General features: G+C 52.5%; 9 protein-coding genes and 1 tRNA gene. 7 read left to right on the top strand and 3 right to left on the bottom strand.

The annotated features are described in order from the left end of the window. The first annotated feature begins 30 nt into the window (after positions 1 to 30). From KZZ06_RS06075 to KZZ06_RS06060, 4 genes are all read left to right on the top strand, one after another. Positions 31 to 1,185 (top strand): hypothetical protein, encoded by a 1,155-nt coding sequence (locus KZZ06_RS06075; RefSeq protein ID WP_219579141.1) that lies wholly within the window; start codon positions 31 to 33, stop codon positions 1,183 to 1,185. 286 nt (positions 1,186 to 1,471) lie between these two features. Further along, complete coding sequence (locus KZZ06_RS06070; RefSeq protein ID WP_219579140.1) at positions 1,472 to 2,125, top strand: N-6 DNA methylase; 654 nt, start codon at positions 1,472 to 1,474, stop codon at positions 2,123 to 2,125. Beyond that, positions 2,122 to 3,684 (top strand): Eco57I restriction-modification methylase domain-containing protein, encoded by a 1,563-nt coding sequence (locus KZZ06_RS06065; protein WP_219579139.1) that lies wholly within the window; start codon positions 2,122 to 2,124, stop codon positions 3,682 to 3,684. The genes KZZ06_RS06070 and KZZ06_RS06065 overlap by 4 nt, the downstream gene beginning before the upstream one ends. An 8-nt stretch (positions 3,685 to 3,692) precedes the next feature. After that, positions 3,693 to 6,239, top strand: coding sequence for a DEAD/DEAH box helicase family protein (locus tag KZZ06_RS06060; RefSeq protein ID WP_219579138.1), 2,547 nt, complete (start codon positions 3,693 to 3,695; stop codon positions 6,237 to 6,239). Positions 6,240 to 6,422: 183 nt separating this feature from the next. Here the strand turns inward: KZZ06_RS06060 and KZZ06_RS22700 are convergent, their stop codons facing one another. The 3 genes from KZZ06_RS22700 to KZZ06_RS06045 all read right to left on the bottom strand — a co-directional run bounded on the left by KZZ06_RS22700 (position 6,423) and on the right by KZZ06_RS06045 (position 9,997). Then, on the bottom strand, positions 6,423 to 8,246 hold the full coding sequence (locus KZZ06_RS22700; protein WP_219579137.1) for a DUF262 domain-containing protein: 1,824 nt from the start codon (positions 8,244 to 8,246) through the stop codon (positions 6,423 to 6,425). Between the two features lie 165 nt (positions 8,247 to 8,411). Then, the gene (locus tag KZZ06_RS06050; protein WP_219579136.1) at positions 8,412 to 9,587 is read right to left on the bottom strand and encodes a site-specific integrase; all 1,176 of its coding nucleotides are present in this window, start codon (positions 9,585 to 9,587) and stop codon (positions 8,412 to 8,414) included. A gap of 333 nt (positions 9,588 to 9,920) precedes the next feature. Next, positions 9,921 to 9,997: transfer RNA gene (locus KZZ06_RS06045), tRNA-Arg, on the bottom strand. A 146-nt stretch (positions 9,998 to 10,143) separates the two neighbouring features. On the opposite strand from KZZ06_RS06045, the gene KZZ06_RS06040 reads away from it, so the two are divergent. The 3 genes from KZZ06_RS06040 (at position 10,144) to KZZ06_RS06030 (ending at position 13,796) form a co-directional block, all read left to right on the top strand. Next, positions 10,144 to 11,181, top strand: a complete 1,038-nt coding sequence (locus tag KZZ06_RS06040) for a LacI family DNA-binding transcriptional regulator (protein WP_219579135.1) — start codon at positions 10,144 to 10,146, stop codon at positions 11,179 to 11,181. Then, positions 11,178 to 12,398: a winged helix-turn-helix domain-containing protein gene (locus KZZ06_RS06035; RefSeq protein ID WP_219579134.1), complete on the top strand. Its 1,221-nt coding sequence runs from the start codon at positions 11,178 to 11,180 to the stop codon at positions 12,396 to 12,398. The genes KZZ06_RS06040 and KZZ06_RS06035 overlap by 4 nt, the downstream gene beginning before the upstream one ends. Before the next feature lie 153 nt (positions 12,399 to 12,551). Continuing rightward, complete coding sequence (locus KZZ06_RS06030; RefSeq protein ID WP_219579133.1) at positions 12,552 to 13,796, top strand: FAD-binding oxidoreductase; 1,245 nt, start codon at positions 12,552 to 12,554, stop codon at positions 13,794 to 13,796. The last annotated feature ends 11 nt before the right edge of the window (positions 13,797 to 13,807 follow it).

Genomic DNA, 13,807 nt, shown 5'->3' with positions numbered 1-13,807 from the left:
GGATTTATTCTCAGATGAAGGAGCCAAGATATGGCTAAGCCGAAGAAGTTCAAAGATCCAAAAAAGAAGACCCGCAAAGAAGCCCTCAAATCCAAAAAGAAACGTGACAAGCCTTGTATACGTATCAACTTCCCTATCTCACCCGAGCAACCAGACAGTTCATGTACCTCCGTGAGCTCCTGTAATACAGTTTCTGAATCATTTTCAGTTTTGACCAACTTCGAAAATCAGACCGATTACGATGAGGACTTCGAGCACAGTAAAGATCTGCATCGCAAGATATGTCAGGAACATCAAAAAACTTGGTATGCTTCAATCAAGAAACGCAAGTTCATCACCACCGACCTCAAAGACTACGCAGCATTGCTTGGAAAAGGTGAACTCTGTGCAGATCATATGCCAGCCAGTGATCTAAAGTTGCGAAATAAGATGGGCGGCTTTCTAATCGACGAAATGGCACACCTGTTTGAGCTGGGTGATGCAGATCCTGATTTAGACTTTCAATGGATCAGCATCGTTGCCGATAAATACATGTTCAACGAACGGGGCGGGACAGCAGAAATCTACAAGTGCAAACAAGCGGCGCAGGCTGTCCTCCGCAACCACACTGAGCTCCACTGCATCGGAGTTATCGAAACTCAGCCGATAATCAACTACCCCGAAAATCAAGAGGGTAAGATGTTCTCGGTTCATGCTCATGTGTTTTGCTGGGGGCCAACGAAGCAGACAGCAAAACTCAAGCGTCACGCCAAGCGGTTCAAGTCTAGCATCACGAAACTCCCCATTCATTCTTCAAGAGTTTATCACGCTGAGGGAAGTTTCGGGCGGCTAGGACGCTATATGGTAAAGCCTCCATATGAGGGTAAAGAAGTGGACCATACAAAGCTTGGACTGGGTGAGGCGTGTCTGCGTACTGCAAGGCGTGTGGAGAAGTTCCACCACCTGCGCCTTTTCGAACTCAACGCCAAGGCACCCATGGAAAGCTTGATATTCGGTGTGCGTGAAGGTGTTGACGTCCGCAAGCGTATCGTGAAGCGCATGAAAGATTGGCAAAAGACCCGCAAAGGCGAGGAGGTTAAGCTGGGCCACCGCGTAGACGACTTGTTCGAAGACTTTCTAAAGGACAACAGTAAACGGCTTAAAAACTACAAGCCGTTGAAGGTTAAGTTTCGCAAAGATCAATAGCTTTGCGCCCCTGATTGCTGTTCCAGCCTCATCATCGTTAATGATGAACGGACGCATTTCTGCGTCTGTCTCTCTTGCAGCGAAGTCTCAATCAACAGTAGAAATTCAGGCATGGATAGCTCCAATTCGTCACTCAGGCGTTTCAGCGTTGCAAGGCTCGGTTAGAGCGCGGTGTGAGGTTTGGTGACTGAACATGCGAAAGCATTTGTTGTCGACTTGTACGAATAGCATCTGATTGGCTCTCTATTCGGTTGAGAATTCAATTGCTTCTGCAATAACTAGTAATATGAGCTTAATCAGATCAAAAAAACGCGTGGCAGACCATGGCGAGGTTTTCACTCCAGATTGGATGGTTGAAGCCATGCTTGACCTTGTTGCGGGCGAAGCGGAGCGGATCGACGCACGGTTCTTGGAACCTGCGTGCGGCAGTGGCAACTTTCTTGTACCTGTTCTTCAGCGCAAACTCGCTGCCGTTGAGCTGAAATTTGCGCGGTCCGACTTTGATAAGCGTCAATATGCCTTACTCGGCCTGATGTGCACCTATGGAATTGAGCTGCTCGAGGACAACATCGCGGAATGCAAAGCGAATTTGCTAGATGTTCTGATGAGCTACCTGTCGCTGTCGCCCGAAGATGACTTGACCCTCGCTGCTGCACACGTGCTGTCGGCCAATCTTGTGCATGGCGATGCCTTGACCATGCAAACGACTAAAGGTGCACCGATTAGTTTTGCTGAGTGGGGGTACATCGGGAAGGGCAAGTTCCAGCGGCGCGACTTCCGCCTCGATGTTTTGACGGGAGCGTCCGCTTTTAATGCCGAAGGGTCGCTCTTTGCGGGGCTTGGCACGGCAGAGCTTTTCAAACCGACAAAGACCTATCCACCTATGGCGATCCATGAACTTGCCACGCAGGGTAAACCTGTCGCTGAGGTTGATGTATGAGCCAAGCAAGTTTTACTCTTCGTGGACGAAATCCCGATGTTTTGTCATGTATCGCAAACCTGTCGAATGATGAGGTGTTCACTCCGCCGGAGTTTGCGGGGCGCATGCTCGACACGGTGGCAAAGGCTTGGGCGGTCGACAACGACGGGGAGAGCATTTGGGCAAACCCTGAAGTGACATTCCTTGATCCCTTCACCAAATCCGGTGTGTTCTTGCGGGAAATAGCGAAACGTTTGATCGAAGGGCTTGAAGCTCACATACCAGACCTGCAAACCCGTGTTGATCATATATTGACGCGGCAGGTGTTCGGCATTGGAATTACAGAGCTGACGGCAATGTTGGCACGGCGCAGCCTTTATTGCTCCAAGCACGCCAATGGTCGCCACTCAATAACGCGCGGTTTTGATTCCGAGACCGGTAATGTTTGGTTTGAACGGGGTGAGCATACATGGGACGCGAAAAAATGTATTTTTTGCGGTGCCCCCCGAAAAATCTTTGAACGTGGAGATGATTATGAAAGCCACGCATATGAGTTCATTCATACTGATGACGTCAAGTCTCGGATTGGCGAGCTTTTTGGAGATGACATGCAGTTCGATGTAGTAATAGGAAACCCCCCTTATCAAATGACCGGCGCAGCTGGCGGAACTAGCGATGCATCAATCTACCATCTATTTGTAGAACAGGCACAAAGACTAGAACCGCGCTATTTGAGTATGGTTATTCCCTCGCGCTGGCTTGCTGGCGGACGAGGCCTCAATGAGTTTCGAGGAGCAATGTTGGGCAAGAAACAGCTACAAGAACTTGTTGATTTCCCTGACTCTAAAGAAACTTTCCCAGGGGTCGAGATCAAGGGCGGCGTCTGCTATTTTCTTTGGTCTGGAGAGCACGACGGACTGTGTAATGTTACCGTCACGCGAGGTGGACATGCCACGGTTTCTAAACGCGACTTGGCGGAATTCGATGTTTTCGTTCGCGACCCGCTATCAGCGACAATTCTGAAAAAGGTCCTTGCAAAAAAAGAGGTGTCGCTGACGACCGTTCTCTCTCGCGACACTCCGTTCGGCATCGCATCGAACTTTAGCGGAATTCGGGCCAAATCTCGAAGCGACGACATTCCAATTTATTACATCAGCAAAATGAAGCGCAAAGTTGGTTTCGTCGCGAGAGAAACGATAAAGAAAAACGCTGCTGCTATTGATACGTTTAAACTATTAGTTCCAGAAGCGTACAACGGTGGGGACGCGATACCTCATCAAATTCTAGGAAGGCCAGAGATGGCCCCCTCGCCATCTGTTTGCACGCAATCCTATCTGTTTCTGCGTCTTGGAGAGGAAAGCGAAATGGCTAGCGCACAGTCATACTATGCGACACGTCTTTTCCGTTTTCTGGTGTCGTTGCGCAAAATAACTCAACACGGACTACACTCAACCTACAGCTGGGTTCCTTTGCAGTCATGGGATCGCACATGGACCGATGATGAGCTTTTTTCGAAGTATGACCTTACTCAGCAAGAGCAGGAACATGTTAAGGCACAGATCAAGATTATGGAGCTTTGAAGCAGTCTATGCCTAAGTCAACTGTCGATGACATCCTTGAAGAACGTCCTAAGGCCCGCCCACGCATCTACGCCTATTCAATTGAGGATACTGGTCACGCGGGGCAGCTCAAAGTCGGGCAAACGGCGCGGGATGTTAAAGCGAGGGTGGCCGAACAGTTGCGCACAGCAGCCATCACTAACTACCGGATTGAGTTAGACGAACCTGCCGAGCGCGAAGATGGGTCGATAATCACGGACCACGAGGTGCGCAACGCGCTAAAGGCCAAAGGTTTTGAAAACCCCGCCCTTGAGTGGATGCACTGCACCATTGTAGACGTGCAGACTGTCCTAAACGAGCTGCGAACAGGCCTAAGGCGTACAGGAACACATCACCAAGATTTCCCTATGCGCCGTGAACAAGCAGAGGCCGTAGAGCAGACCCACCAATATTACCTGTCGCGGTGGTCCGAAGAAAAGAACGCCGTCCCGCGGTTTCTCTGGAATGCCAAGATGCGGTATGGCAAGACATTCACAAGTTATCAGCTCGCTAAAAAACTAGGTGCAAAACGGGTTCTAGTGCTGACATTCAAACCCGCAGTTGAGGACGCGTGGCAAACCGATCTGGAAAGCCACGTAGATTTTGACGGCTGGCAGTATCTCTCACGTCAATCAGGCGCAGACCCCACGCAGATCGACGACCACAAGCCCGTCGTCTATTTCGGATCATTCCAAGACTTATTGGGCAAGGACACGTTGGGCCACATCAAGGCGCGGAATGAATGGCTGCATGAGGTGAATTGGGACCTCGTGATTTTTGACGAATACCATTTCGGCGCATGGCGTGATTCCGCTAAGGCACTGTTTGAAGGTGAAGAAGAGGCCATCGAGCGTGAAGAGAAGCTGCTTGATGATCCTAGCACCTACAATAAGCATGTTGCCGACTATCAAGAACCTTTGGAAGCAGAGACGGAATTCTTGCCCATCAAAACCCGTGCCTACCTTTATTTGTCAGGCACACCGTTCAAAGCCCTTTCCACAGGGGAGTTTATCGAAGAGCAAATCTTTAATTGGACTTACACGGATGAGCAAAGGGCCAAAGCAGAGTTTGCCCGTGATCATCCCAATCAGTGGAACCCATACGGCGGGCTCCCTCAGATGCGCTTGCTGACTTATCAAATGCCAGATGAGTTGTTGGCAATCGCTAGCGCAGGTGAGTTTGACGAGTTCGACCTAAACGAGTTCTTTGCCGCGACCGGCACGGACTCCGCCGCGGAATTCAAACACAAAGACGAAGTCCAGACTTGGCTAAACATCATCCGAGGGCAGTACGGCGCACATGCCTTGGAAAACTTAAAAACGGGGTCACGCCCCCCGTTCCCTTATTCCGATGTACGGTTGCTGCCCTACCTGCAGCACGCTTTTTGGTTCATGCCAAATGTCGCGGCGTGCCACGCGATGAAGAGCCTTTTGGGCGAACGCCAAAACACCTTCTGGCATGATTATGATGTCATCGTCTCAGCGGGCGCATCGGCGGGCATGGGGCTAGAAGCATTGCCGCCTGTTCGTGAGGCCATTGGAAGTGGCTTTGACAGCCAGTCGATCACACTGTCATGCGGCAAGCTAACGACTGGTGTGACCGTCAAGCAGTGGTCATCAATCTTGATGCTGAGGAACCTCAAATCACCTGAAACGTATTTCCAAGCCGCATTCCGTGTACAGTCTCCGTGGACGATTAAGAACCCAAATGGGGACAATCCGAACGAGGAAGAAATACTGAAACCGGTTTGTTTTGTTTTCGACTTTGCGCCGACCCGAGCGCTTCGCCAGTTGTCAGAGTACGGTATTGGCTTGTCGCCTAACGAGCCAAACCCCGAGAATGCAGTCCGTGATCTGGTCTCGTTTCTTCCTGTGCTGGCTTATGATGGGGCCAATATGACCCAGATTGATGCTGGCGGCATCCTCGATATCGCAATGGCAGGCACTTCGGCAACTTTGTTGGCCCGCAAATGGGAAAGCGCCCTGCTGGTGAACGTAGACAATGATACCTTGCGCCGCATCATGAATAACCCTGCGGCAATGGCCGTAGTCGAGCGGATTGAGGGGTGGCGTGCTCTTGGCGACAACGTCATCGAGACCATCATCAACAAAAGCGACAAAGTTAAAGACCTCAAGAAAAAGGCTAAATCTGATGGCCTTACTGCTAAAGAGAATAAAGAATTGACTGCGGAAGAGCGGGAGTTCAAATCGAAACGAAAGCTCGTTCAAGAAAAGCTAGTAAAGTTTGCAACGCGAATTCCAGCGTTCATGTATTTGACCGACTTTCGAGAGAATACATTGCAGGACGTGATCACCAAGCTGGAGCCTGACCTGTTCTTGAGAGTAACGGGCCTAACCGTCGCAGATTTTCACATGTTGGTTCGCTTGAAGGTTTTCAATACTGAACACATGAACCAAGCTGTGTTTGCATTCCGTAGGTATGAAGATGCGTCTCTATCGTACAGTGGCCTCGACAGTCATTCTGGACTGACAAAGATTGGTTTGTACGATACTGTTGTGGAAGCGAGACCAACTTAGGCCAAACCCGACAATGTGCTTAAGAAGCGTTTTTTAGCCTATTTTATCCTTTTGCACAAGCTCATGGTGCGCCTGAGTGTTATTTTGGCAGGGTCAGTTGCAGCCCCCGTGGGGGATTACCGGGCGGCGGACACGGCTCACTATGCACTATAATACAATGCTGATGATCACTGCCCTTCTACTTCATCGAGCCCAGATTACCTTTGCGTCGTCAAAGATATTCTTGGCTCTGGTCTGAATGGCCTCATCGTTCCAATTAGGGAACTCATCTAGCAGATTTCGATTGATCATTAGCATTGTGTGATCGTGCAATCCACTTCTTTTGTCTGTTTGGCTTTTGTCTTGGGCGCTCCATGGGCTGTTCGACAGGCGAGGGTTCAACTTCTTGCTGACCAAAGTCAAATTCCCAATACCTTGAACATTCAATCGTCGCGCCTCCGCATTGATACCTTCCGGTAGGGGCCAGTGAGCTTCCCATGCTTGAGGCATGATGTGTTCGATTTGTAGTTGCGACCAGTCAAACGAGATTATTGGTTCGGCTTTATCGTTTGCAGTTTGCAGTTTGTGTTCAAGAGCTTGTAGGATCATCAAGACCCTGTCGCGTTTGAAATAACCGTAGAAACGCCTTGTTATCCAACTATGGCGGAATGCCTCATCTGAAGGCCACTCATCCGCGCCTGTCAGCGATGATAGCGCGTCACGTAGTACTTCGCTGGCCATCATCTCTGGGTGTTCACGCAGTGTGTTGAGGATCGACAGGGAAAGGCTACCGTAACTTCTGGTTTGAGCTCCACAAACTAATCTACGCACAAGATAACTTTCCAAAATCTTGCCAAACTCATCTGTGTCTTCTGGATGCTCTTCCGTTCGTGCAATCACCTCAAGCAACAAGGGGTGGAAAACAACGATACCAAGGCGCTTGAGTCGTTCCAAAAACACGTCAAAACGCGTGCTGCCTAAGGGCTTATCAATCCTTTCGAAGCGCAATGCATCAATGTGGATCTTCTCCATCAGGTTTGCAACGTCAATGACCGCACCAGTGTTTGGCTGTAGCCGTTCCGCGTAGCGTAAGAACAAATCATATAAGTGTTTCGCAGAGACGGCTTCACCAGTCTCTTTCGACAACCAGTTTTGTAGGAATGTGTCGACCCTTGCACGAGCAGCGTGGCCTGTCCCAACGGTCGCTCTCCAATAGTCGTGGTCGCGATCAAAGAGGCACCAGTAACTTTCATATAATGGGGTAGCATCAAGTTTTTGCCGTGCGGCTTCCCAAAGTAGCCAATTCTTAATGAGGTCAGTTGGAAGTAGTGGCGTGCCATGGGCGTTTAAGGTTTCAAAGATGGCTTGCGGTTCATCACCCTTGTCTAAGTCAAGAACGATGAGCCTCATGTAGTTTCTGACCGCTTCCGAAAGGAGTTTAGCCATTTCTGCATGGCTGTCTGCACTGGCTAAAAACTGCCCAGCGGCATCATAGAAGTATTGGTAGGCATTTGCCATTCGGCTGATTTTGACGGTGGCCGCTGAAAACCCGATTGCATCCATCACTTCTGAAAAGGGTTTGCGGTCTTCATTTGTCGGCCAAACTTTGTAAACTTCTTCGCCAAGTGCATCATTTTTCGTAAGCTTGGAAATCTGCCGTTTCGCCAGTTCAATAGCGTCACGCTCATCTTCGGGGCTACTTTCCAAAGTTGCGCCAATGGCGTGCTCAACAGCTTTCAGTAGTATTTGAAGTGTGGTGAGGCGTTGCTGGCCATCAATGACCTCGCGCTTTGGCAGGCTTCCTGTGGGGGTTTGCCGCTGTTCTAGGACTATTGTCCCCAGGAAGTGACTCGCGACTACAGCGTCGTCTTTCCGTCGCTGTAAACGACCAAGGACACCTAGGATATCACTCCAAAGAGGTTCCCATTGATCTTCTTTGTTCCAAACATAAGGCCTTTGAAAAAGTGGCACTGTGTAGCGTTGATCTTGACTGAAAACTTGAGCGATTTCGATATAGGTTGGGTGCACGGCAATAGTTCCTAAAAAATGGACTTAAGTTTCTGCAGTCGCTGACAGTTATGCGTCATGAAGGGTGCAACCGGAGTTTTGATATTATTCTCAATATTGGTCTCATTTGTTATTGGAATACAACCTTATGGTGAAATTAATTCGTGAAGGCATTCCGCCTAAATACTACTTTATAGCAGCGCCAATTGCCTGCCCTATGATATCTGCCGCCCTAAGCGCAGGGTCGGCATCGACATGTGCATAACGTGCGGTTGTTTGCGTTTGAGTGTGTCCTAGCAAGCGCCCGATGATTGGAAGCGCTACGCCTTGGCCGACAGCAACGCTTGCAGCAGTGTGGCGGAGGTCATGTATTCGCAGGTCATCAAGCTCGGCTTCTTCACAAATGACCTTCCACGGTTTCGCAAGGTTCACGATGCTCTGGCTTGCTTTGATACCCGGGAATACGAACTTGGACGACTGATGCCGTGTCGTGATCTTCTGCCTTTCGAGAACAGCAACAGCCTCATTGCTGAGAAATAGCGGCTTTGCACCTGTCTTACTGTCGGGCAAGGCAATGACTCTTCGGTTCCAGTCGATCCAATCCCATTCACAGTTTGATATTTCGCTGCGACGTGCGCCAACCAGCAAAAGCAACCGAAACAGGTTCGCCATGTCAGGCCAGATGAGGCCGTCCTCTACAAGGCTGGACAGGGCCACGCCCAATCGTTCCAGCTCCTGTTGCGACATATACCGTTCACGCTTTCCTTCCGCGTGTCGACGAACGTAGCGGCAGGGGTTTGTGCCTTGTTGCCGCCATTCCCAACTTTCTGCCAAGGACATCATCTTTGACAAAACGGCAACCGAGCGGTTTGCCTGATAGGGTATGTCGCTCATGGCGCTGTGCATACGGTCCACATCCGAACGAGAGATATCAGCGACCCTCCGCTTTCCAAGGTTTGGCTCAAGAATGTTGCGCCACAAGGAATGGTAGTCGCGTATAGTCGCAGGCTTAAGTCGCTTCATATCAGCAGCGTCAAAGCGCTCCCAAAGATTAGTGAGCGATGGGGCCTCGCGCTTTGCCATCTTATCGGCTTGTGGGTCTTCACCACGGGCCACCGCAGTTGCAAACTCACGGGCAATGTCGCGGGCGCTTTCCAGTGGTATCTCACCATGGCTGCCAATTGTGACCCACCGTGTTGGTGCACGTCGTCCGCCGCCATGTAGCCGATACTTGAATATGTATCGCTTTTTGTCTGACGGTAGGATCTTTACGCCAAAACCAGCCAGAGAACTGTCCCAAAGATATGTGGGCTTGCTTGGATCACAGTGAGAGTTTTCTATCTGCCGCTTGGTCAATTTCATGGCGTGCCTCGTCATTTTTCTAAATGAGCCATAGCAACCACTCAGCTACCACCGAGCATGCTGTCATGTGCCAGTTTAGATTAACATAAACACAGGGGAGATCAAATTAAATTAAATATTAACAGTATGTTATGGTGTGTTGTGGCGCGGCGTGGGAAAGTGTAGTTGAGCTCGAAATACAAACTTTTAATCAGTAGGTCTCCGGTTCGAACCCGGACGGGCTCACCATTTTTACATACGGATTTGAGCAGTCGTATGGTTTACGCCCCGATCGAATGATGTCGAGGGTTTTTTCAGACTTTTGAGCGGCAGTATTTAAATAGGTCCTGTTTTTGGTGACCCCGATTGGATTCGAACCAATAACCTGCCCCTTAGGAGGGGGCTGCTCTATCCAGTTGAGCCACGGGGCCGCCGATCTAGCTTTAGCAAGCCGGAGTGGGGGCGTCACCCGCAAAAAAGTGGCGTGGTGGTTTTGGGGCGCGGCATCGTGATGCCTTGCGCCATGCTCACAATCTACGTTAGCGTAAAACTCTGGTTGAACAGTAGGATATTGCCCTTGTCACAGACCCCAAAACGCCCGTTAACGCTTCGTGATGTATCTGATGCCTGCGGTGTATCCGAGATGACAGTCAGCCGCGTGTTGCGCAAACGGGGCGATGTGTCAGAGGCGACGCGCCTGCGGGTTTTGGCCGCCGCAAAAGAGCTGGGGTACGTGCCCAACCAGATCGCAGGGTCGCTGGCGTCGCAGCGGGTGAACCTTGTCGCTGTTATCATTCCGTCGCTGTCGAACATGGTATTCCCCGAGGTTCTGAATGGCATCAATCAGGTGCTCGAGGATACGCCGCTGCAGCCTGTTGTCGGGGTGACGGATTACATGCCCGAAAAGGAAGAACGCGTCTTGTACGAGATGCTGTCCTGGCGGCCATCAGGCGTGATTATCGCGGGGCTTGAGCATTCGGAGGCGACCCGCGCCATGTTGAAAAACGCAGGCATTCCTGTGGTCGAGATCATGGATGTCGACGGACGTCCGATTGACGCCGTCGTGGGGATTTCGCACCGTCGCGCCGGTCAGGAAATGGCCAAGGCGATCCTGAAAGAAGGCTACGAGCATATCGGGTTCATGGGCACCAAGATGCCGCTGGACCACCGCGCCCGTAAACGGTTCGAAGGGTTCACCGAAGGTCTGGCCAAGGCGGGGATCGAGATCGAGGACCGCGCGTTTTATTCCGGTGGATCAGCGCTGGCCAAGGGCCGCGAGATGACCCAAGAGATGCTGGAGCGGTCGCCCGATCTGGATTTCCTGTATTATTCCAACGACATGATCGGGGCCGGGGGGCTGCTATACTTGATCGACCAAGGCATCGATATCCCCGGTCAGATCGGGTTGGCGGGCTTTAACAATGTCGAGCTGTTGCAAGGGTTGCCGCGGCAGCTGGCAACGATGGATGCGTGTCGCGCTGAAATCGGCCGTGCAGCGGCGCAGATCATCTTGAACGATACGCTGGATGAACCAGACCCTGATCTGCAAACCCATGTTACAATGACGCCAACCCTTTCACTGGGGGATACCTTGCGCCGCAAACGTAGCGGATGAATACTCTCACGCTCAGCAATCAGGACGCGCGGCGTCTGTTTTTACACCGTCATTTGCTAAGCGACGCGCCGCAAGGCGACGCAAAAGGTGATGCGCTGTTGCAGGTCATTCAGGGCTTGGGCTTCGTCCAGTTGGATAGCATCAACACGGTTGCGCGGGCGCATGACCTGATCCTGTTTTCCCGCAAGCCGCGGTATCGCCCCAGCGGGTTAAAGCGGCTTTATGAAAACGATAACGCGCTGTTTGAACATTGGACTCACGACGCTGCGGTGATCCCGATGGCGTATTACCCCTATTGGGAAATGCGCCGTCGGCGCGATGCGGAAAACCTGCGCAAGCGGTATCGCAACTGGCACAAGCACGACTTTGAAGCGCAGTTTGATAAGCTTTTGGACCAGATCCGCGAACAGGGCCCTGTCTGTTCTGCCGATGTGGGCAAGGATGAAAAGCGGTCCAACAGCGGCTGGTGGGATTGGCACCCGTCAAAGACCGCGTTGGAATATCTTTGGCGCACCGGGGCATTGCATGTCATTGGACGTGACGGGTTCCAGAAACGCTATGACCTGACCGAACGGGTGCTGGAGGCCCATCTGTGCGACGCGACTGCGGCACCGGATGATACGGCGACGATTGACTGGTGCTGCAACGGCGCGCTGGAAAGGCTGGGCTTTGCCACCCATACCGAGCTGGCCGCATTTTGGGATCACATCAGCCCCGCAGAGGCCAAGGATTGGGTGGCCCGTGAACTGGCCGATGGACGATTGCAGCCCATCATGGTGACATGTGCCAGTGGCGAAACGCGTGGGGCTTTTGCCCGCCCCGACATCGCGAATGATCCGGCCTTGCAGATCGAACCGACGCAGCGGTTGCGCGTGCTCAGCCCCTTTGATCCGGCCTTGCGCGACCGCAAGCGGGCGGAGCGATTGTTTGGCTTTAACTACAGGGTGGAAATGTTCGTCCCCGAGGCTAAGCGCATCTATGGCTATTATGTTTTTCCGATCCTGCAAGGCGACAGCATTATTGCCCGCGTTGACATGAAGGCGTTTCGCGACCGCGACACTTTGGTGGTGCGTGCGCTTTGGCCCGAGCCGGGCACACGGTGGGGCAAGGGCAAGCAAAGCGCGTTCGAGGCTGAGTTGATGCGGTTAACCAAGCTGGCTGGCGTATCTCAGGTCAGCTTTGACGATGATTGGCTGCGCGCGCCGAAATCGAAATAAACAGCACGGTTTATGGGCACCATCGCGGCCCGTTTTGCGCTACGATGTCATTTTGTAAACATTTTGTTGACGTATTGCATTTCTCTGCCAGAGTGATTTCAAAGGAATCATGACCATGCGTAAGCTTAAACCTTGTCAGCGGGAGCCCTTTTGATGCCCCGCCATGTCGCCGTGATTGGTGCGGGGATCGTCGGCGTTTCTGCGGCCATTTGGCTGCAGCGTGCCGGCGCAAAGGTAACGATCATTGATCGCGCCGGCCCCGGTACAGGCACGTCGCATGGCAATGCTGGCGTGTTGGCGGCATCGGGCGTTGCACCGGTTACCGGACCGGGGTTGTTGCACAAGGCACCGTTTATGCTGCTTGACCGCGATGTGCCGCTGTATCTGCGCCTGTCCTATCTGCCGCGTCTGCTGCCGTGGTTGGTGAAATACATGGGCTATGCCAATGACACCGACACACGGCGCATTTCAGCGGCACTTGCCCCGATTGTCAGCGACAGCGTTGAACAGCACAAAAGCCTGACCGCCGATCTGGGCCTGTCCGATTGGGTGACCGACAGCGACTATGTTTTTGCCTATCGCCAGCGCGTAGACTTTGACGCCGAGGCATATACATGGGCGCTGCGTGCGCAGGCCGGGTTTGTCCCCCAGTTGATCGAAGGGGCCGCTGTTCGCGACTATGAGCCTGCATTAGGGTCTGAAATCACCTGCTTGGCCACGCTCAAGGATCACGGTTTTATCCGCGATCCGGGGGGCTATGTCGCCGCTTTGGCACGCGCGTTTGAGCAGGCTGGCGGCACGATAATGCAGGCCGAGGTCAAGGATTTCGACCTGACCGACGGCACTGTGACCGCTGTGCAGACGACGCAGGGCACCGTGGCTTGTGATGATATCGTGCTCGCAACGGGGGTTTGGTCAAAGCCGCTGATGGCCAAGCTGGGGCTGAACGTTCCGCTTGAATCCGAACGCGGCTATCACGTGATATTCGAGAACGCGACAGGCGGCCCTTCGCGCCCCGTTATGATCGCCAGTGGCAAATTCGTCGCCACCCCGATGGCCCAAGGTGTGCGCTGCGCAGGTATCCTCGAATTCGGCGGGCTTGAGGCTGGCCCGTCCAAGGCACCGCTGGCCTTGCTGCGCCGTCAGGCCAAGGCGGCGTTTCCGCACCTGAAGGCCAGCAATGAAATCGAGTGGCTGGGGCACAGGCCCGCCCCCACCGACAGCCTGCCCCTGATCGGGCAGGTTGGCACCAGCCGGGTCTACACGGCCTTTGGGCACCACCATATCGGGCTGACCGGCGGGCCAAAAACCGGCCGCTTGATTGCAGGCATGATCATGGATCAGCCGACGAATACGGACATGAAACCCTATCATCCACAACGGTTCAGCAACGTCTGAACCACCAAATC

It is taken from the genome of Sulfitobacter sp. CW3, from assembly GCF_019392245.1.
Classification (GTDB): Bacteria; Pseudomonadota; Alphaproteobacteria; order Rhodobacterales; family Rhodobacteraceae; genus Sulfitobacter.
Note: the sequence above shows the minus strand (reverse complement) of the source record. Positions and strands in the feature narration are given on the sequence as shown.